17 protein-coding genes are annotated in these 18,947 nt (G+C 57.0%); 7 read left to right on the top strand and 10 right to left on the bottom strand.

Annotation, left to right across the window (positions count from 1 at the left end; genetic code table 11):
* Positions 1 to 80: 80 nt before the first annotated feature.
* The 4 genes from tpx to ACM66T_RS09510 form a co-directional block, all read right to left on the bottom strand.
* Positions 81 to 641, bottom strand: coding sequence for a thiol peroxidase (gene tpx, locus ACM66T_RS09525; RefSeq protein WP_416768470.1), 561 nt, complete (start codon positions 639 to 641; stop codon positions 81 to 83).
* Positions 642 to 786: 145 nt separating this feature from the next.
* Positions 787 to 1,668 (bottom strand): diguanylate cyclase, encoded by an 882-nt coding sequence (locus ACM66T_RS09520; RefSeq protein ID WP_416768469.1) that lies wholly within the window; start codon positions 1,666 to 1,668, stop codon positions 787 to 789.
* Positions 1,669 to 1,752: 84 nt separating this feature from the next.
* A complete protein-coding gene (locus ACM66T_RS09515; RefSeq protein WP_416768468.1) occupies positions 1,753 to 2,592 on the bottom strand; it encodes a DUF6544 family protein in 840 nt (279 codons plus the stop codon).
* A 168-nt stretch (positions 2,593 to 2,760) separates the two neighbouring features.
* On the bottom strand, positions 2,761 to 3,102 hold the full coding sequence (locus ACM66T_RS09510) for a hypothetical protein (protein ID WP_416768467.1): 342 nt from the start codon (positions 3,100 to 3,102) through the stop codon (positions 2,761 to 2,763).
* Between the two features lie 245 nt (positions 3,103 to 3,347).
* On the opposite strand from ACM66T_RS09510, the gene ACM66T_RS09505 reads away from it, so the two are divergent.
* The gene (locus ACM66T_RS09505) at positions 3,348 to 4,256 is read left to right on the top strand and encodes a DMT family transporter (RefSeq protein WP_416768466.1); all 909 of its coding nucleotides are present in this window, start codon (positions 3,348 to 3,350) and stop codon (positions 4,254 to 4,256) included.
* Between the two features lie 20 nt (positions 4,257 to 4,276).
* On the opposite strand, the gene ACM66T_RS09500 is transcribed toward ACM66T_RS09505, so the two are convergent.
* The 3 genes from ACM66T_RS09500 to ACM66T_RS09490 form a co-directional block, all read right to left on the bottom strand.
* Positions 4,277 to 5,431, bottom strand: coding sequence for a hypothetical protein (locus tag ACM66T_RS09500; protein WP_416768465.1), 1,155 nt, complete (start codon positions 5,429 to 5,431; stop codon positions 4,277 to 4,279).
* The gene (locus tag ACM66T_RS09495) at positions 5,428 to 5,781 is read right to left on the bottom strand and encodes a hypothetical protein (protein WP_416768464.1); all 354 of its coding nucleotides are present in this window, start codon (positions 5,779 to 5,781) and stop codon (positions 5,428 to 5,430) included. Before ACM66T_RS09495 ends, ACM66T_RS09500 begins: the two co-directional genes overlap by 4 nt.
* 132 nt (positions 5,782 to 5,913) lie before the next feature.
* Entirely contained in the window at positions 5,914 to 6,447 is a 534-nt protein-coding gene (locus ACM66T_RS09490) for a flavin reductase family protein (protein WP_416768463.1), read from the bottom strand.
* 327 nt (positions 6,448 to 6,774) lie between these two features.
* On the opposite strand from ACM66T_RS09490, the gene ACM66T_RS09485 reads away from it, so the two are divergent.
* Positions 6,775 to 8,121 carry a DEAD/DEAH box helicase gene (locus ACM66T_RS09485; RefSeq protein ID WP_231018760.1) on the top strand — a complete coding sequence of 449 codons (1,347 nt, stop codon included), beginning with the start codon at positions 6,775 to 6,777 and terminating at the stop codon, positions 8,119 to 8,121.
* Between the two features lie 34 nt (positions 8,122 to 8,155).
* Here the strand turns inward: ACM66T_RS09485 and ACM66T_RS09480 are convergent, their stop codons facing one another.
* Complete coding sequence (locus ACM66T_RS09480; RefSeq protein ID WP_416768462.1) at positions 8,156 to 8,362, bottom strand: hypothetical protein; 207 nt, start codon at positions 8,360 to 8,362, stop codon at positions 8,156 to 8,158.
* Positions 8,363 to 8,483: 121 nt separating this feature from the next.
* Positions 8,484 to 8,702 carry a cold-shock protein gene (locus ACM66T_RS09475; RefSeq protein ID WP_231018757.1) on the bottom strand — a complete coding sequence of 73 codons (219 nt, stop codon included), beginning with the start codon at positions 8,700 to 8,702 and terminating at the stop codon, positions 8,484 to 8,486.
* A 351-nt stretch (positions 8,703 to 9,053) separates the two neighbouring features.
* Here ACM66T_RS09475 and ACM66T_RS09470 point away from each other — a divergent pair, with 351 nt between their 5' ends.
* From ACM66T_RS09470 to ACM66T_RS09450, 5 genes are all read left to right on the top strand, one after another.
* The gene (locus tag ACM66T_RS09470; RefSeq protein WP_231018756.1) at positions 9,054 to 9,725 is read left to right on the top strand and encodes a GNAT family N-acetyltransferase; all 672 of its coding nucleotides are present in this window, start codon (positions 9,054 to 9,056) and stop codon (positions 9,723 to 9,725) included.
* Positions 9,726 to 9,778: 53 nt separating this feature from the next.
* Complete coding sequence (locus tag ACM66T_RS09465) at positions 9,779 to 10,966, top strand: sensor histidine kinase (RefSeq protein WP_231018754.1); 1,188 nt, start codon at positions 9,779 to 9,781, stop codon at positions 10,964 to 10,966.
* Positions 10,963 to 11,649 (top strand): response regulator transcription factor, encoded by a 687-nt coding sequence (locus ACM66T_RS09460; RefSeq protein ID WP_231018749.1) that lies wholly within the window; start codon positions 10,963 to 10,965, stop codon positions 11,647 to 11,649. Before ACM66T_RS09465 ends, ACM66T_RS09460 begins: the two co-directional genes overlap by 4 nt.
* Before the next feature lie 87 nt (positions 11,650 to 11,736).
* Positions 11,737 to 17,175, top strand: a complete 5,439-nt coding sequence (locus tag ACM66T_RS09455; RefSeq protein ID WP_231018747.1) for a cadherin-like domain-containing protein — start codon at positions 11,737 to 11,739, stop codon at positions 17,173 to 17,175.
* A gap of 111 nt (positions 17,176 to 17,286) precedes the next feature.
* Positions 17,287 to 18,012 (top strand): hypothetical protein, encoded by a 726-nt coding sequence (locus tag ACM66T_RS09450; RefSeq protein WP_231018745.1) that lies wholly within the window; start codon positions 17,287 to 17,289, stop codon positions 18,010 to 18,012.
* 6 nt (positions 18,013 to 18,018) lie between these two features.
* On the opposite strand, the gene ACM66T_RS09445 is transcribed toward ACM66T_RS09450, so the two are convergent.
* Positions 18,019 to 18,849 carry a hypothetical protein gene (locus ACM66T_RS09445; RefSeq protein WP_231018743.1) on the bottom strand — a complete coding sequence of 277 codons (831 nt, stop codon included), beginning with the start codon at positions 18,847 to 18,849 and terminating at the stop codon, positions 18,019 to 18,021.
* Positions 18,850 to 18,947: the final 98 nt, after the last annotated feature.

Raw genomic sequence — 18,947 nt, 5'->3', positions numbered from 1 at the left:
TTTGTAGATGATGCGTATTGGAGAGATCAGGGGGATGGGAGCAGAGCGCTCCCGGTCGGCGCAGCTGCGCCTGAAAAACGTCAGTTGAGTTTGTTGACCGCTTTGATGACCGCGTTATAGTCGGGCTCGCTGGCGATTTCGGGCACGAGCTGTCTGTAGGTGATGACGCCCTCTTTGTTGACGACGAAGACGGCACGGGTAAAGAGGTCTTTGAGGAGCGGTTCGCCGATGTTGACGCCGTACTGCGACGCCCCCGCATGATCGGCGCGCTTGTAGGCCGATGCCAGTGTAATGTTGCCGATGGATTCAAAGCCGCAGAAACGTTTCTGGGCGAAGGGAAGGTCCATGGAGACGATGTAGAGGTCGACGCCCTTCATTTGTTTGACCTTGTCGTCGAAGGCCTTGGATTCAAGGGAACAGACCGGGGTGTCAATAGACGGCACGAACGCGATGATCTGCGTCTTCGGATGGGTGCCGCCGATGGTGACGACCGAGAGGTCATTCTTAACGGCGGTGAATGTCGGGGCTTTTTCGCCTACGCCGGGCATAGTGCCTTCCAGGGCGACGGGGTTTCCCTGGAAGGTGACGCTTTGGGCGAATGCCAGCGTAGCGGAGAGGGTGAGGGCGGCAAGAATACGCATTGTGATTTTTCCTTGTTTTTAGTTACGGCGGTTATGTTACTATAAAAAAAACAGATGACGATAAAGATTTTTCTTATTTTATATTTTAATATTGATTGAAGATTTCTAGACGGGAAGGCTCACCGCATAGCGGGAGCGGCGCAAATCAGGCGGAAACGACACTCTTGTTTCGCCCGCCAAGTTTGGCTTCGTAGAGGGCTTTGTCGGCCTCTTCAATGGCCGTTTCAATGTTGTGGTGGTCCCGGAGCTTGGTCACACCGGCAGAGATCGTGACACTGATCGTTTCGCCGTTATGCATGTGCGTCTGCATTTGTGCGACCCCTTCGCGGATACGTTCGATGACAGCGGCGGCAGTCTCGACATCCGTATGGGGCATCATGATCAAGAACTCCTCCCCGCCGTAGCGGTAGACATTGTCATAGGGGCGCAGATGCTGCAGGATATAGGCGGCGATGTTGGCAAGGACAAGGTCGCCTACCGGGTGGCCATGGGTGTCGTTAACCTTCTTGAAGTGGTCGACGTCCAGGATGGCGATGACCGTCGTATCCACATGGCGATCGATCAGGTCCATCTGCTTGCGCAGGTCGCTGAGCATACTGATACGGTTGCGTACACCGGTGAGAGGATCGCGGTTGTACAGGGTCTCTTCGAGTTCGTATTTGAGCGTCTGCAGATTCAGGCGCAGGCGTTCGACGGCATTGGCGAAGTTGTCGTAATCGATATAGGAGATGGCCTCGCCCCGGGAGGAGGTCTCAAGCAGCAGCTTCGCATTGGCATGTACCTGTTTATGCTCGCCGCGGATGGACTGAAAGGTCTTGTTTTCTTGCATCTCCTTTTCGGAACAGTGGTAGTACCACTGTCCGAAAGTGCAGTGATGGTGGGCGTCTTCGGCCATGTCCCGCTGGTCGAAGGGGAGATGGCAGACGATGGAACGGATGATGTTCTGGTACCACTGGCTATGGTTGTAGATGGCCTGATCCACTTCGCGGATGACGGCCAGGAGCTTCTCCCGGTTGATACGATACATCTGATCCCCTCCTGCCGGTAAACAACATTGCTGACGTCAAGCTTATCATATTTCCTAATAATTTTTAAAAAATATGTGCGGCCATCAGTTTTTAAGCGTAGTGTGCAGGGGAAACCGGATGGCCATGACTTCCGCTTTGTAAAAGGGGAAATACTCCCCGGTGCCGAACAGATTGCCCCCTTCAACCTTGAAGGGGAGGCGGTAGCCCGAGACGTCGCGGAAATCCGACAGGGTCCCGCCGAAGGGCTGCAGCCGGTACTGCTGTTGTGGGTTGGCGTTGCTCCAGCGCATCATGGAGACTTCGATGGGCTGCCTTTCATGACCCAGGGTGATATTCACCGATTGAGAAAGCTCTCCGCGGGTTACGGTGACGCGGGCGATGCTCTCGCTCACCTCTTCCCAGGCTATGCCTTCGCCGGGCAGCAGGGCCGCCGGGGTCCAGAACACCGCTTCGATGACGCAGCGGCCGAAGGCGGAACGAGTATGGTCCGCGTCGCCGCCCGCCCGGGCGACGGGAAGGAGCCCGAGTATCCGGAACCGCGTCCAGCTGCCCGTATCGGAACCGGAGACGGGCAGGCCGCCGCCGAGCCGCATTTTCCAGACAAAGCCGTGGGGCAGGGCGAGGATCTGCCGGGCATCCATGGGAAAGTACTCGGGCGGTTTGAGGCTGAAGAGACCTTTCATATCGATCTCGGCGACGCGCAGCAGCGGCGTGCCGGGGGCGATGGTGTAGGCGAAGTAGCGCCGTGCCGCCTCCGGAAGCTCCGCCACCATCGCCGGATCGAACCGTGCGGGGTGCTCGGGCTGTTCCGAGAGGAGCCGCCGCCACTCCCGGACTTCCGCACCGTGGTCAAAGTAGCGCAGCAGCAGAAGGAAAATGAGCAGTACGGACAGGATGCCGAGGAGCAGGGTAAGAAGGGTCATGAAAGGTATCCCGTGCCGTTGTAGCATAATGGCTATCATAGCCAATTCATGATGAGGCTTCGTTCAGAGGCGGTCGAGAAAGAAGTAGGGAGTGACTGCAGGAGGAGGGCGGCACCGTTTCGCCCAGATCAAAACGATCTGCCGCGCTCCATAACATAGAATTGAAGGTCAGCGCGGGTTTTTGAATCCGCACTCGTTGTAGCCGCCCGTGCAGGCCGACCATCGGTAGTCGCCCGTCGCGTGGCAGGTATAGAACCCGTTGTTGGTTTCGCCCGGGTCAAGGGTGGAGTCCGACCCGCAGGACCAGTTTCCGTTTTTCTTCTCAAGGCACATCTTGACATAGACGCGCTGGTTGCACTGGTTGGTGACTCTGATCGACAAAGAGTCTGAAGAACCGCAGTTGTCACCCCATCTGTCGTCAAGGTGTACACAGAATTTGGCATCCTGGGCAAAGACGTTTGTTGATAAAAACAGACCGAGGGCAAGAAGTGACCAGATGAATTTTTTCACGATGAATTCCTCCGTAATCTATACGTTGCAAGTAGCAGCAGCTGGGACTGAAATCGTGGCGATATGCAAGTAAAAAAACATTTGTTGCATCGAACTGCTCCCTTTATGGAAGCCTGCCCCAAGCCTACCAGACCGTTGGCGCGTCCTGTAAAGCGCGTTGATTATCTTTTGTCCAAAACGTGGGGAAAACGCTGCGGGGCAAAAAGTTGTTACAATGCCGCTTCATAACGGTACGGGGGGACTTTTTGAAAAAGTACAGCGTCTATATCCTTGTCGGCCTCTGCGTGCTTTTCTGGTCGGGCAACTTCGTGCTGGGGCGCTTCGTCCGTGACGATGTGCAGCCGCTGGAACTGGTCTTTTTCCGCTGGCTGCTGGTCTGCGTCATACTGCTGCCGGCGCTGTACTATGTCAGCCTCCGCAATATCATCCGGCTGATCCGCTCGCACTTCGTCGTCACTTCCGTCCTGGCCATTTTGAGCGTGACCTTCTTCAACACGATCCTTTACACGGCGCTGCAGACGACGACGGCGACCAACGCGCTGCTGATCAACTCCAGCGTGCCCATCATGATCCTGATTCTTTCGGCGCTCATGCTCAAGCATGACGTGACGAAGCGGCAGGTCGCCGGCATCGCCCTCTCGACCACGGGGGTTCTCTTTCTGATCCTCAAAGGGGAGATCGGCAACATCGCCGCGCTCAATCTCAGCCACGGCGACTTCTGGATGCTTGTCAGCTCGCTGGTGTGGGCGCTCTATTCGGTCCTGTTCAAACTGAAGCCCGCGGGCTTCAGCAGCGCGGAGCTCTTCATGGCCAATATGTACCTGGGGTTCGCCTACCTGCTGCCGATCTACCTGGCGCAGGGCTACACGTTTCATGCCGAACTGCTGCTGTTTGAAAATTACTGGACCTACTTCATCTACGTCTCGCTCTTCGCCTCGATCCTCTCGTATATCTTCTGGAACAGGGGAATCGACGTGCTCGGCGCGGCGAAAACGGGACAGTTTGCCCACCTTATGCCGCTTTTCGGCGCCGTACTGGCCTATATCTTTCTCGGCGAAACGCTGCAGTTCTATCACGTCGTCGGGGCGGTGTTGATCGGGGCGGGGATCTATACGTCGCTCTTTCTATCGAAACCCGCGGCCGCAACAGAGTAGCCGTTGCTCCGCAGCCCGCGTTAAAACTTGTACTTGAAGCCCAGTTCGTATACCTGGTCGTTTTGTCTGTCCAGGGGAAGTTTCCCGTCGGAATAACTGACGTAAAGGCCCTCGGCCTCAGGCATGACGAGCGCCACCGTAAAAAAGCTGTAGGTGTCCAGCCCCGCGGCTTTGACCGCACTGGAGGGATTGATCTCCTGGTAGTAGCGGTAGTTCGCCTCTATAAAAGCGTCGGCGTCATTGTAGGTCGCGGCGAGGGTCCGAAAACTGGCTTCGAACCGCATCCGCGTAAAAGAGGATTCATCCCCGGCGATGATCTGGCGCGGGGTGTCTGAATCCGGGTCTACCTGGTCGATGCCGATCAAAAACTCCGGAAAAGAGGAGCCTCTTGGTTGCCAGGTGTCATCGACGCCGCTGAGCAGACGCAGCAGCGCCGCCGGGTAGTCGAGGATATTGAACTGGGCCAGCACCGACGTTTCGGCATTCCAACCCTTCGCAATCATATTGGCATAAAGCCCGTAGTAATACTGCTTCGCTTTAAAGGATTGATCCGCTTCAAGGCCCCCTTTGACGGAGAGGTCGAAGTAGTACTGATCCGAGAGCTGATTCCGCACCGCTTTGGCGAGCTCTTTCCATGCGGACAACTGCCGGAGCTCCTCCGTCGTGTTGGCTTCGGCGGCGGCGTCTTCGAGCCTGTTCAGGAGCGCAAAATCCGGTGTCGCAGGCAGAACGCCTCCGGTCGAAAAGTAGTATCCGAACGAAAAGCGCGTGTCTGTGAGATTGCGCGGGTTGGCTTGTTGCTCAAACGCGACGTTGCCCGAAGCGCTGAAGTTCAGTGCCAGCCCGGTGTGCGTCGCCTTCTTTGAACGGAAAGCGTACTGGGCGATGTCTTTGGAATATTCATACTCGAAACCGAGCGATGTGGAGGCGTTGTCGTCGCTTTCAAACACTTTGAGCTTGATATCCGCGCCTTTGAGCACTGTTTCCAGAATGGAGTGCTGCGCCGCATCGGCGAGGGGCTGCCGTTCATCCAGCAGGCGGCTGACACCGGATTTGGATGCAGCGACGATGGTGTCGGTATTGATCTCTGCATGGGCCTGCGACGGGTTCATTACGAGAAAAAATGCACCGAGGACACCTGCGACGAGTGCGCACAGGGAGCTGCCTCTTTTCATTCGTCATCCTCGCCGTAGAAGTTGTAACTGATATCACACTTTTCCGCCAGGTCCGAAACGGTTGCCTCCGGTGTTGTCAGAACGTCGACCATCGCGTCGATAGCCTGCTCTCCCGTGATATCCTCCTCGTACGTCGCGCCGCGTACTTCGCGGAAAACATTGTCCATCTGGATCGCGAGTGTTCGGGCCGCGGCTTTGCGCTGATCACCGCTGCTGGTCTGATTGAAAAAGGTAAGCTCTTTGATCTTGAGTTCTCCGGCCTCACGAAAGACGGCGTTCAGCTGGTCCAGAAGCTTTAACGTGGACCAGGTCGTTTTGCAGGCGCGATTGTTTTTGCTCCAATATGCCATTAGACTCTCCTTTTGTGCGGGCGTAAGTGTCCCCCCGTGTTTCACTATTCATAATTTAATAAAAACAATATTTAATGAATCTTAGTCCATTTGGAAAAAACTACAACATTTCTAATTTCCGACGCCTGCAGGTCAGACTCCGTCCGGCAGCTTCGACCGCATCATCCGCTTACGGTCGAGCCGCTCGCCGTCGACAATAAACGTGCCGTCGCCGACGGCGTGAAGGGTCCGCTGTTCCTTTCGGGTAGGGTCGAACCAAGCGCACACGCCTTCGAGCACGATGATGTTGTGCTGCTCGATGATATCGACGACCGTGCACTCTATATTCGCCAGGCACTCTTTGATAAGCGGTGCTCTGACAAAGTCACCGTCAACCGGCGTGAGATCGAATTTCCCGAATTTGTCCGTATCCGAGCCGCTGCAGGTGCCGATGCCGACGACCGTGTCGATGAGGTCCACCGTCGGGATCGCAATGACGCATTCGCGCATTTGCTGCAGCGCGGCATAAGAGTAGTTCCACGGACCCGTCGTCATGGCAAAGACCGGCGTGAAATCCATCACCATTGTCCATGAGATGGTCATGACGTTGTTTTTTTCTCCGTCTTTTGTCGTTACAAGGACGACCGGGCCGGATTCCATCAGCGTAAAGGCTTTAGCGATCGGCATCTTTTCCATCATGGAACACGCTCCGAATGAGGTACATTTTTACCTATGATAAGCTTTTTTACTTGGTGATCCGGTAAGAAAATCTGTTTATCCTTTATGTCAGGCAAGCATTGCCGATTATTTGGACGCATACGTCGCACGGCAGCTGCAAAATACGCTATAATGTCACCACTTTCAGCGCACCACGGTCTGCGTCTGACTCCGTTTTCGGCATCCTTCGATTGCGCATAGCCATCCTTTGATTACCTTAACAATTTTACAACTCATAGATGAGCCTGGACCGGCGGCGTTTTCGGACGCAGGTAGGCCATTTTGACAGGAAAACATATGTCATTTTCTAACCTCGGGCTGTCAGAGCCCATCTTGCGTGCTGTCGCCGAAACGGGCTACAGCGAACCCACACCCATCCAGGCGCAGGCGATTCCCGTCGTGCTCGGCGGAAAAGACCTCCTTGCCGGTGCCCAGACGGGCACGGGAAAGACGGCGGGCTTTACCCTGCCGATGCTCCAGCTGCTCAGCAGCGCGGCGCCTGCCAAGGGCAAACGCCCCGTCCGCGCACTGGTACTCACACCGACGCGCGAACTGGCCGCGCAGGTGGGAGAGAGCGTCGAGACCTACGGCAAATACCTGCCGCTGAACTCGGCGGTGATCTTCGGCGGGGTCAACATCAACCCGCAGATCGGTCAACTGCGCCGCGGCGTCGACATCGTCGTCGCGACACCGGGACGCCTGCTTGACCATGCGAACCAGAAGAACATTGACCTTTCGCGCATCGAGCTGCTTATTCTCGACGAAGCGGACCGCATGCTCGACATGGGCTTTATCCACGACATCAAAAAGGTGCTCAAGCTCGTGCCGAAAAAAGCGCAGAAGCTCCTCTTCTCCGCAACCTTCTCCGACGAGATCAAGACACTGGCCGACGGCCTGCTGCACACCCCTGAGCTGATCGAGGTCGCCCGCCGCAACACGGCGTCCGAACGCGTCGCGCAGGTCGTCTACCCGGTCAAGCAGGACCGCAAGCGCGCACTGCTCTCCACGCTGATCAATACCAACGGCTGGGAGCAGGTCCTGGTCTTCACACGGACCAAGCACGGGGCAAACCGGCTTTGCAAGCAGCTGACAAGTGACGGCATCCCTTCCGAAGCGATCCACGGCAACAAGACCCAGAACGCGCGCACCAAGGCGCTGGCCGCTTTCAAAGCGAAGCGCGTCCGCGTCCTGGTCGCGACGGACATCGCGGCGCGCGGGATCGACATCGACCAGCTGCCGCATGTCGTCAACTTCGAGCTGCCGAATGTGCCTGAAGACTACGTGCACCGCATCGGCCGGACCGGCCGCGCTGGCAACGAAGGGGAGGCCGTTTCACTGGTCTGCGCCGAAGAGGCTGACTACCTGCGCAATATCGAGAAGCTGATCAAGGCAGCGATCCCGCAAAAGAGTGTCGAAGGGTTTGAGACCCGGCTGCCCGAAAAGACGAAAGCTGCCGCCAAGCCGAAAGCGAACGCCTCCGGCAAACGGCCGGCACGCAACGGCAACGAGCGTACCGATGCTAAGCCGCGCCAGGGGCAGCAGAACAAAAAGCGCAATGCGCAGGGCGACCGCCGCAAAGAGCAGCCGATGAAAGCGGAAGAGGTTGCGGCATATCTCGCGCAGATGAAAGCGGGCGTGCGTTAAGAGAGGGTGCCGCATCGGGGCGGCGCAGCGCGTCTTATTCGAAGAGGTTCAGCCAGGAACCGGGGGTGTAGAACATCAGCCCGCACACGATCCATTCGCTGCGTTCGCTGCTTTTCGAATAGAGCGCGCCATCCATCTGTTTGTATTTTATGCCCGTGACCGCACTGGTCAGCTCTTTTCCATCGTCCAGCGCTTTGAGTGCTGCTTCCTTGCTCTGCATCGTATTGTCCTCCGAAGCCATAGCGTAAAAGAGCGATCCTCTTTTGTGGGCATCTTTGAAAAACCTCCGGAGATCGAAGGGTTTTCAGAGGTGTCCCGGGGACAAATCGTGATGCCGGCGGAAGGTTCCGCCGTTGAAGGCATTACAGGGGAGTGACGTTCTCCGCCTGCGGGCCTTTTTGTCCCTCGCCGATCTCGAAAGTCACTTCCTGACCTTCCTGGAGCTCAACGCGGCCGTAGCCTGATCTGTTGACCTGGCGAAAGTGTACAAATACGTCTTTGCCGCCGTCTTCAGGGGAGATAAACCCATAGCCTTTTTCACTGTTGAACCATTTAACGGTTCCCTTTTTAAGATCTGCCAAAGCAAGTCCTTGTTGTTAATGTAGTCGTCGAAATTTAATGTGGAGCACTCTGCAAGGTATTGAAATGACCGGGGAGCACCGGGTCCCCAATCAATTAACTAACCAAGATGAAACTCTAAATCATCTTTCAATTGCTGAATGATACCTGAAAAACGGTTTCGTACGCAAGCCAAAGTGATGCATATATGGACTAGTGGAGAGAAAACTGGAAATGGTTACATATTATACACCCGTGTGAACCGCAGATACAGCCGGGGTGTTATACTGAACGCATCACTTATTTGTCACTTTTAATACCTCTGTGAAGTTTTCCCTTTTCAAGCATTACTATTGGCTTGCAAAGGGGCACTTATGCCGTACCGTGTCATTGACGTCAACCGAAAAGAGTATCTTGATTCCATCACGCAGATCGACGATGCGAAGAGCCGGGGCTTCGCCGACCAGGCGATGCGGTGGTGGGACCGCCACTACAGCTGGAATGCCGAGGGGAGCGTTATCCTCACGGATGATGCGGGGGAGCATCTTTGCTACCTCTTCTACAAGATCGACCGCTATCACGATTACCTGACCATCCACAATATCCTCACCCCACAGTGCCACCGGCGCCACGGCTACGCGCTGATGCTGTTGCACTGGGTGTTCGAACTGGCGGTGCACCACCATGTCCGGCGTTTCAAGGCGAGCTGCGTCCCCCAGGCACTGGAGTTTTACCTCTCGCTCGGCTTCTGTTTCTGGGGCTTGACGCCGGCGAAGTATTATTACTGCAATCTCCCCGTGCCCGCCAACGGGCTCGACGGACTGTGGGAGATGATCCATACGGATTCCGCCGAAACGCTTGCGGGGTCGGCGATGCAGAGCATCTACGACAAAGTAGCGGATAACGACACTGGACTGGATGTGCAGCAGCAGGAGCGGCATGACGAGCAGGTCGCAAAGCTGCAGGGAGCCTATATGCAGACGGAACTGATCGCGTGCGTGGAAGAGGCGAAGGATCGTGACAGAGGGAATAAGCCCGGGAAGTGAGCCGGAAAGGGCGATCGCGGCAGGCGCAAGAGAAAACATGCTATGATGGCTGCATGTTCTGCTCGCACTGGTGTAAAAGTTTTGTCCGTGACAATATCGACTATCCTGAAGATTCAATCGAGTATAAACGCTCCGTCATTGCAAACCTCATTACGGTCTTCGCGGTCCTGGTCCTCTCCCTGGACATCTATAACAACCTGACCCACGGTTTTAATACGCTTGCCGTCCTGGAGCTGTTCGGGATCGTAACCATTCTGATAAACAATATACTGTTCCGTGCCCGCAGGGTCAGATTGGAAACGACCTCCAGCATACTGGTCGGGGTGATTTCGGGGCTCGCCATCCTCTCGCTGCACATCGATGGGTTTGAAAAGGACTCCGCGCTCTTCTGGACCGCCTCCCTGCCGATTTACGTTTTTGCCCAGCACGGATTGAAGCGGGGGATCCGATGGAGTATCCTGAATATATCCGGTATCGGCGCCGTGCTGCTGCTGAGCGCGTTCAATATCGGCGATCCGATCTTTCCCGCGGGACTCATGATCCAGATGTTTATCGGCTATGTCGCCATCTCGTTCGTCGTCTACTATTTCGAACATATGCGCGTGGATTATGAAGTGCGCCTGGCGAAAACGGCACGGGAACGTGAAGTCATGCTCCGGGAGCTTCACCACCGCGTCAAAAACAATATGCAGGTCATCATGAGCCTGCTGTGGCTGCAGTCGGAGAAGATCGAAGAGCCGAAATACCGCAAATACTTCACCGAAAACATCGGCCGCCTGAGGGCGATGGCGATGGTCCATGAAAACCTTTACAGCGCAGAGGATTTTGAAGACATTGATATGCATCACTACCTGCAGATGCTGACGCTGAACCTCCAGAAAATCTCGGCGGTAAAGATTCATTGCGAATGCGAGAAATCCATCAGGCTGGGAATCCGAAATGCATTGTCGATCGGACTGATCGTCAACGAAGGCGTAACCAACGCCATCAAGTATGCCTATGACGGCACGGAGCACGGAGAGGTCTTGATCAAACTCGTTCAGCGCGGTCGTGGAAGCTACGATCTGATCGTGCGGGATTACGGCAAGGGGCTTCCGGAGCGTTCGGAAACGTCCGAAGGTATCGGTATGATGCTGATCACCGACCTTGTCAAAGGGCTGGATAACGGTACCTGCGATATCGCTTCTGACGGGGGCGTGACCATTACCATAACATTTGACGCAAAGGATGGGCAGGCATGATCGACTCCGTGATGGTGGTGGAAGATGAAGTGCTGACGGCCCGCTATATCACCAGTATTCTCAACGGGTGGGGGATCCGCGTCATCGGTGTGTTCGATAACGCCATGGCCGTTATCGCCGCGTTTGAAGAGGAGATCCCGGGGATGGTCCTGATGGACGTGAATATCAGAGGCAAGGTCGACGGTTTCGCGCTGAGCGATATGATCTGGGAGCAGCACACGGTCCCCATCGTCTACATCACGGCGTACTGCGATAACGAGACGCTGCAAAAGGCTTTCCGCCCTCTGGCATACGGTTACGTGATGAAACCTTTCGGCCCGGAGGAGCTCGAAACCGTCCTGCGGAGCGCTTACCGCCGCCACCAAAGCGAACGGTTGGAGGAGCACGATGCGGAAAAGGGCGAGGGTATCGTCCTCTCGCCCATCCATACCTACGACCTCGTCACCGCAACCCTCTATGCCGACGGGGAGGATGTGGCGCTGACGGCCAAACAGAACATTCTGCTGGAGCATCTGGTGCGGCACCGCCACCAGGTCGTCAGCTACCACGACCTTGAATTTGCCATCTGGGCCGACGAGGAGGTGTCATCATCCTCGCTGAAAACGGTCGTCTACTCCCTGCGAAAACGCGTTCCGGAGCTTCGGATCAAGAGCCTCAGCAAACAGGGTTACATCCTTTCGTAAAATCTGCTTCACCCCCAAACACTTTTTTTGACTTTTTTTGACTTTTTTCCTGTAGCTTTGTAGTAGGAAAAATTTTAGGAGTTCATAATGATCAAGATAAGCCAGGTCATGCTGTCTGTGGCTGCCGTAATCGCGATTGGCGGTTGCGGCGGTGGCGGCAGCAGTAATAATACGAGCAGCGCCAGCGGCGGCGGTGTGGTGGACGGATATGTATCGGGAGCGACCGTCTTTGTCGACAGCACCGGCGAAGGGGAGCATAACGATACGGAGCTGTCGACGGTGACCGACGCGAACGGCGACTTCGCCTTTGAGGCGACCATAATCGACGGAACGAGGATCTATGCCTACGGCGGTACCGATATCAGTACGGGCTACCCCTTTGAAGGGAGGCTCTCAACCGTCTATGACGCGACGCGTCCGGATATCGTCCTTTCCCCTTTGACAACCTATGTCGCGGCGATCATGGCATCGGACCCGTCGATCACGTTCGATGCTGCGGCCGATACGGTCGCGGCCAACCTCGGGGTGACTGCCGATCAGGTCAAAAACGACCCGATGCTCGACAGCGACAGCTTTATGGCGGCGCAGAAAGTGCAGAAGGTCGCCGAAGTACTGACCGCCGCGACAAAAAGCGACGGCGAATCGTTTGACGCTGCCTATGCGAAAGTGTTTGAATCGCTGGCAGCCACGACGTTCAGCAGCGACTTTAACGCGACCGAGCTGGCCGGCCAGGTCAGTGCCGATACGGGGGTGACGCTCGATCCGTCGATCGCGACTTTTGTTGAAACGCTCGCCGGGACGATCGATGCGCTCGCGGCAAACGTCACGACCGTCAACGAACTGGACGGTTTCGGCGAGACGATCAACACCTACGCCGAAGCCGCGGAAGGAGCGATCGAAAACGGCGATACGGCCGCCGTCACGGAGCTGACGACGACGTTGAACGACATGAACACGACCCAGGTCGCCGATGAGATCGAAACGGGAACCTATGTCGACCCGATGATCGCCGCGCTGGCAGAGGTTGAGGATGCCCTTACAAACAACATCACCTACCTCGGGACGAATACGGCCAATGACAGCATTACGGCCGATCTCGTCCTGAGCAGTCCCGCCGCGGCACCCTATGATACGCCGGATCTTAACCTGACATGGTCGGCGACCCCTGTGGGCGTCATCGATGTCGCGACCGGCGCCGTGACACGCAGTGCTACGGCGGACGTGGCCGTGACGCTCAAAGCGACGGTCGCGAACAGCCTGGTCACGAATAACCGTGTATTTGACCTTGTCGTCAAGCGCAACGAGTTTGCCCCGGTAGCGGTGGCCGACATTCTGACCCTCGACGAGGATACCAATGCGTCGCTCAATGTCCTGGCGAACGATACGGACCAAAACGGCGACATGCTCTTCGTCTCGGCAGTTTCAACCGCAGGCCACGGTGTGACGGCGATCAATCCTGACGGGACGGTGACCTACACCCCGGCCGCGAACTACAACGGCCCGGACAGCTTCACCTATACGGTCAGCGACGGCACGGGACGCAGTGCCGACGGCAACGTCAGCGTGACCGTCATTTCTGTGAACGATGCGCCGACGATCGGCGGGACGCCGGCAACGTCGGTCGACCAGGATGCACCGTACAGCTTCACGCCGTCGTCCGGTGATATCGACGGCGACACGCTGACCTTCAGTATCGTCAACAAGCCGACGTGGGCGGCGTTCGACCCGGCAACGGGGGCGCTGACGGGTACGCCGGGCAACGGTGACGTCGGTACGACCGCCGATATCAATATCTCGGTCAGTGACGGTACGGTGACGGTCGCCCTGCCGCTCTTCTCCGTGACGGTCGTCAACGTGAACGATGCGCCGACGATCGGCGGTACGCCGGCGACGTCGGTGAACCAGGACGCGCTCTACACCTTTACGCCGTCTTCGGGTGATATCGACGGCGACACGCTGACCTTCGGCATTGCCAACAAGCCCGCCTGGGCAACGTTCGACACTGCGACGGGTACGCTTTCGGGCACCCCGGGCAATGCCGATGTCGGCATCACTACGGGGATCGTTATCTCCGTCTCCGACTCGGTACTGACGGCAGCGTTGGCACCGTTCGATCTGGAGGTGATCAACGTCAATGACGCCCCAACGGCGTCGGCTGCAACGTTCCAGGTGCAGACGAATACCCAGCTCGACGGCGATCTGAATGCGTATGCGTCGGATATCGATGTCGGCGATACGCTGACCTTCACACAGGTCGGGACGCTTGCCGGGCTGACACTCAACAGTGACGGTACCTTCAGCTTCAGCAGTGCGTCCGAAGGCAACTTTACCTTTGATTATCAGGTCTCCGACGGCAGCCTCACAAGCGCTGCGGCAACGGTCACCATCAATGTCGTGGCCAACCTGTCGCCCGTCGCAGGCGACTTTGCGGCCAGTACCGATGAAGATACGGCGGTGCTGATCGACGTGGTGGCACACACCAGCGACAGCGACGGTTCGGTAGATGCCACGACGGTGACGGTCTCCGCCGCGACGGACGGTAACCTGAGCGTTGACCCGGTGACGGGCGTTGTGACCTATATGCCGAATGCAAACTTTAACGGTACAGACAGCTTTACCTACACGATTCAGGACAACCAGGGCGCGACCTCGCTTCCGGGGACGGTCACGGTTACGGTAGCGCCTGTTAATGACGCCCCGACGATCGATCCCATCGGCAATCCGCCTGCCGCGGCGGTCAGTTCGCCGATTTTTGAAGTGCAGGTCTCCATTGCCGATGTTGACGGCGATGCACTGACGCTGAGCGCGGTATCGTCCGATTCGGGGGTTGCCGCGGTTTCGGCGAACGGTACGACGGTGGCAGTCGACCCGACCGGTGTCGGTACGGCGACCGTGACGGTCACCGTCGACGACGGTGTTCTTAGTGCACAGGAGACCTTTACCGTAACGGTCGTTGCCGATCCGGTGGTAACCGATACGACGTTCTATGAGGGCATGACGCTCTACAGCTACTGGGTCGAAGATAACGGTACACCGGCATACGAAACCTATACGATGAGCGGCGGTACGATGAGTACGAACGGATACCTGTTTGACATAAACAGTAGCGCCTGGGTTTCTGCATCGTTCGGTACAAACTTTATGCTCAATACTGCCGACGGTACATGGACGACGGAGGCAGCCGTGTCGTCTACCTATACGATCAGCGCTGACGGTACGACACTCTCTTCTCCCTTTGCGGCGTACCAGATCGCTCAGGCGGAAGTGCTGGACGGCCAGACGGTTGATATCGACATCGGCGGCGGTATGACGCTGCCGGTGACCTTCCCCTCAGGCGCTCTGCACTATACGATGCAGAGCAAGTATCTTGTCGATACATACATCCTTGACTGGCGCCCGATGAATGTCAGCGTGCCATACGCTTTCATGGAAGATTTCATGAACAACAACTACGGGAACATGATCTACTGGGACGATAACAGCTCGACAGGGGCACGGCCGCAGATGAATGCCTCCTTTACTGCAGCGGTGGATGATACGGGTGCTGACGTCATAACGCTCAGCCTGGGAATGAGCGGCTACCTGGTCAGTGACAGCGATAACACTCAAATCGTTGGTACCTGGACGGTCGGCAATCTTCCGAATCAGGCAGAGCTGACGATCTTCACCGAACTCAATGCCAGTATCCCGAATTACGATGCATTGATGCGAGACGGCGATATCTTCGTGACGCTGTACAACGGCGAGGTCTGGCTGGGGGCGCACAATGCACCGACGGCTGGCTATGTGCTTGACAGTGACAGCAGTCTGATGGGGAATGATATCGCAATGGGTGCGATTACAACGGCACTCGAAAACTACACACCGCCGGTACCGCCGGTAACGGTGGATGAGTTCTACGCGTTGACCGAGATCCCCATCAGTCAGGCGGAGTGGGATGCCCTTGCCAAGGCCCAGGTCTCCCTCCTTGCCGATATGGACCTGTGGGGCGTCTGGCCCGACAGCAACGGTACGGCGGTCTATGCGGTCAATTCCGACGGGCTCTATGCCGACTCGAACGGTACGGTCATGTTCAAGGATATCAACGGCACGGTGACGGATAGTTTTGCTTTCACGATCAATCCTGCCGGTACGGAGCTCAATGTCTCTATTCCGCCGAGCGGCCATCTCTTTGCAAACCTGGGAGATGTCTATGACCAGGCGGCACTCGAAGCGATGTTCGGCATCACCATGCCTGCGGGCTCCGTCGGATACAAAACGGCGCACCTGCGCTTGAGCGACGAATACGATTTCTGGGGGATGCTGACATCTTATGATGTGAACTACTCCTCCATGACGTTCACGACGCTGGCGGACTTCGTCGCGGCCAACCAAGGCGGCACGGGCGGTTACGTCTTCAACGTCAACGGCACTACCGGTATCCAGTTCAATACCGGCGATGCTTATACGGATATCAACAGCAACGGGACGGTCGTGCTGATCGATTTCAGCGATATGCAGAACCCGCAGGTCGTGGAAAGCGGCAGCTGGCATGTCCAGAATGACGGCAACGGCGATGTCATCATCGTCGAGCTGCCGAGTATGAATTGGCCGTTCGCCGCGACGGTGATGAACGACGGGGGCGGCGATTATGTCGCCGAGGGCGAAATGCAACCGGCGTTTACGGGCGATATCGAGATCAAGTTCAATATCATCGCCCGCGATGCGCTGATCAATTACTTTATGAGTGGAGGGGGCAGCAGCACCACGCCTACGACCGCCAACGATTCGACGCTGGTCGGTGCCTGGGCGTTGGGCGGCATCACGACGATGGACGCCCTCCTGATCATCGCCGATAACGACAAGTACATGGGGGTTCAGCAGGTCCTGGGCACGAACGGTGTCATCGGCGGCGTGGAAGTCGGTCAGTACACGCTCGACGCCTCCGGCAGCTTCACCTCGGCCGCCCCGGTGATCAACACCAATGCCGGCGATACTGCCGTGGGAGCGACGGTGAGCGATAACGGCGATGATACGGCAACGTTGACCAGCATTGACGGTACGGTGGTATTAAACCGTCTGAGCAGTGCAATCAGTCCGGAAGCGGGGGCATGGATCGTCAACCAGTCGACGACCGGCAACATCAAATTTGTCATCATGGTCCTGGACGGCGCCGGCAACTATATGGTTGCCGACATTGACGACAGCCAGAGCTCCGATCCGGTCGGTTCAGAACCGGGGACCGTCGGGCGCTTTAACATGACCGAGTTCGGTACCTATGTGGTCGAAACGAACGGCACGGTAACGATGACGCCGGCTGCCCCGACGGACGAGAGCGCGGTCTGTACCGATACGATTACCTCCGGATGCGATACTATCGCCGGCGACACGAACATGGAGTTCGGCCTGACGGTCGACGATACGCTCGGGTCGCAGGTCCCGGTCAACATGACGGTCAGTTTCGATCCGACCAACAACTACATGACAGTCGACGGCAGCATGGTGTTCACCCGGGTCGTACCCGGCGGACCGACGATCTTCCAGTAAACCTGTCACTCGGGCACGTTTAAATCCATTTCTCCTGAACGGCCGGCATGGCGCCGGCCGCTCCGTAAAATCATCAGCCCGCTTTTATCCATTCCCTCTATAATCCAGGCCATGAAGCAAATCATTATCGGCGATGAGGTCAAGGGGAGCGTTGAAATGCCCGAGACTCCAAACGCCTACACCATCTTTCATGCCGTCAAAAAAGCCTATGAGCAAAAGCGGCCTCCGACGCTGTCACTGCTTTTCCCGCCGGAGAAGATCAAGGCGCTGGGGCGTTACCAGAAGGGCGGGGCGCAGGCCGAGCAGGCCGAACTGCAGCTCTTTATCGATATGGGAAAGGTGCTGGGGTTCAAGACGGCGGAGGCGGAGGCGCTGAAGCTGCAGATCGAGCTCACCAACGACAACGCCCATGTCCACCTCAACATCTCCAAGCGCCTGAAATTGCTCAACAAACAGCGGCGCACGCGTACGCGCGGTACCTACCTCTTCTGGGATATCGAGAACTTCGGCCCGATCGGGCCCATGTTCACCCATGTCATCGAGAAGTTCCACGTCCCCGACGACCGCATCTACCTGGCGGCGAACCCCGACTCGCTCTACCTCAAGCGGCGGGAGTGGGAGGCGGAGCTGTACGATTACGGCAAGCGGCTGGAGTCGTTCAACTTTACCGTTGTAGATCACGGCAAGAACGTGGCGGACGATTTTCTGCTGGGGGAGTTCGAGCGTTTAAAGCTCCGGCAGGCGGACGTTTTCATCATGACCTACGACCGGGAGCTCAAAGAGCGTTTCAAGGCGGCGTGCCACGGCAGCAACAACCTCTATACGCTGGGGAAATAGCGGCGCTTACTTTTTAGGTTCACTCTTTTTGAGTTTTTCTGCCTTGATACGGATCATCGGGCGTTTCGGCTTGTCCTTAGGGGTCTCCGTCTTCTTGGCCTCATAGGGTTTCTTCTCACCTTTGTACGGTGGTTTTTTCTTCGTATCATAGGGCTTTTTGCCGCCGCTTTTTTTGCGTTTCGCTTCCCACTCTTTTTTGGCGGCAAGGCTCTCCTCGTCGTGGGGCTTGCCGTCATAGCGGTGGTTGCGCTCGCCCGTCTTGCCCGAGAACATCGGCTTGCCGTTCTCATCCGTGCCGATGTAGCGGGAGACGCCGCTGGCTTTGGGTTTGCGCGGGGCGCCTTTGCCTTTCGGTTTGGCGGGGGCTTTTTTCGGTGCGTCTTCTTCGTAGAGACGGGCGGAGGGCTTCTTGTAGCGTTTCGGGCGCTGCACCGGCTTGGGGGCCTCTTCGGGGGCGAAGCCCTCCGGACGCTCCTGGGAGATGGCCCGGCCCAGCAGCATCTCGATGCCCATCAGGCGGGGACGGTCCGCCTCGCCCAGCAGGACGAGGGCCCCTTCGCGGGCGAGCGCCATACGATCGAGATAGCGCTGCGGCACTTCGGGCAGGTCGTAGCTGATGAGCAGGTCGCACGCTTCAGCGCCCTCTACAGCATCGTCGCCAAGGACGGTGACGGTGTCGGGGACGCTGATGGCTCCGGCATCGCCGGCGGTGACGACGCTGATCTTTTTGTCGGCGTTCTCCTCGAGCAGTTGGGCAAGGAGCTCGTTTTTACGGCTCTCTTCGCAGAGCAGAAGGCGGTGATTCTGGCGTTTGAACGCTACGGATGGGATGGCCATGATGTGTCCTTGGTAGTGCAGGGAAAGAGACGGATTCTTGGTACGCTCCGCCGCTGCGAATGATGGTCGAATTATAGCGTTTTTTCACTCGGACGGAG

The sequence above is a fragment of the Sulfurimonas sp. ST-25 genome (assembly GCF_048079205.1).
GTDB classification, from domain to species: Bacteria; Campylobacterota; Campylobacteria; order Campylobacterales; family Sulfurimonadaceae; genus Thiomicrolovo; species Thiomicrolovo sulfuroxydans.
The sequence above is the reverse complement of the archived record's forward strand: the minus strand, read 5'-3'. Positions and strand labels throughout refer to the sequence as shown.

What these genes read in the sequence shown, in the direction of transcription:
- ACM66T_RS09480 (WP_416768462.1), bottom strand. Translation starts at nt 8,362, where the DNA reads ATGGCTTCGGAGGACAATACGATGCAGAGCAAGGAAGCAGCACTCAAA.
- ACM66T_RS09460 (WP_231018749.1), top strand. Translation starts at nt 10,963, where the DNA reads ATGATCGACTCCGTGATGGTGGTGGAAGATGAAGTGCTGACGGCCCGC.
- ACM66T_RS09490 (WP_416768463.1), bottom strand. Translation starts at nt 6,447, where the DNA reads ATGCCGATCGCTAAAGCCTTTACGCTGATGGAATCCGGCCCGGTCGTC.
- ACM66T_RS09470 (WP_231018756.1), top strand. Translation starts at nt 9,054, where the DNA reads ATGCCGTACCGTGTCATTGACGTCAACCGAAAAGAGTATCTTGATTCC.
- ACM66T_RS09455 (WP_231018747.1), top strand. Translation starts at nt 11,737, where the DNA reads ATGATCAAGATAAGCCAGGTCATGCTGTCTGTGGCTGCCGTAATCGCG.
- ACM66T_RS09520 (WP_416768469.1), bottom strand. Translation starts at nt 1,668, where the DNA reads ATGTATCGTATCAACCGGGAGAAGCTCCTGGCCGTCATCCGCGAAGTG.
- tpx (WP_416768470.1), bottom strand. Translation starts at nt 641, where the DNA reads ATGCGTATTCTTGCCGCCCTCACCCTCTCCGCTACGCTGGCATTCGCC.
- ACM66T_RS09500 (WP_416768465.1), bottom strand. Translation starts at nt 5,431, where the DNA reads ATGAAAAGAGGCAGCTCCCTGTGCGCACTCGTCGCAGGTGTCCTCGGT.
- ACM66T_RS09465 (WP_231018754.1), top strand. Translation starts at nt 9,779, where the DNA reads ATGTTCTGCTCGCACTGGTGTAAAAGTTTTGTCCGTGACAATATCGAC.
- ACM66T_RS09515 (WP_416768468.1), bottom strand. Translation starts at nt 2,592, where the DNA reads ATGACCCTTCTTACCCTGCTCCTCGGCATCCTGTCCGTACTGCTCATT.
- ACM66T_RS09450 (WP_231018745.1), top strand. Translation starts at nt 17,287, where the DNA reads ATGAAGCAAATCATTATCGGCGATGAGGTCAAGGGGAGCGTTGAAATG.
- ACM66T_RS09445 (WP_231018743.1), bottom strand. Translation starts at nt 18,849, where the DNA reads ATGGCCATCCCATCCGTAGCGTTCAAACGCCAGAATCACCGCCTTCTG.
- ACM66T_RS09485 (WP_231018760.1), top strand. Translation starts at nt 6,775, where the DNA reads ATGTCATTTTCTAACCTCGGGCTGTCAGAGCCCATCTTGCGTGCTGTC.
- ACM66T_RS09495 (WP_416768464.1), bottom strand. Translation starts at nt 5,781, where the DNA reads ATGGCATATTGGAGCAAAAACAATCGCGCCTGCAAAACGACCTGGTCC.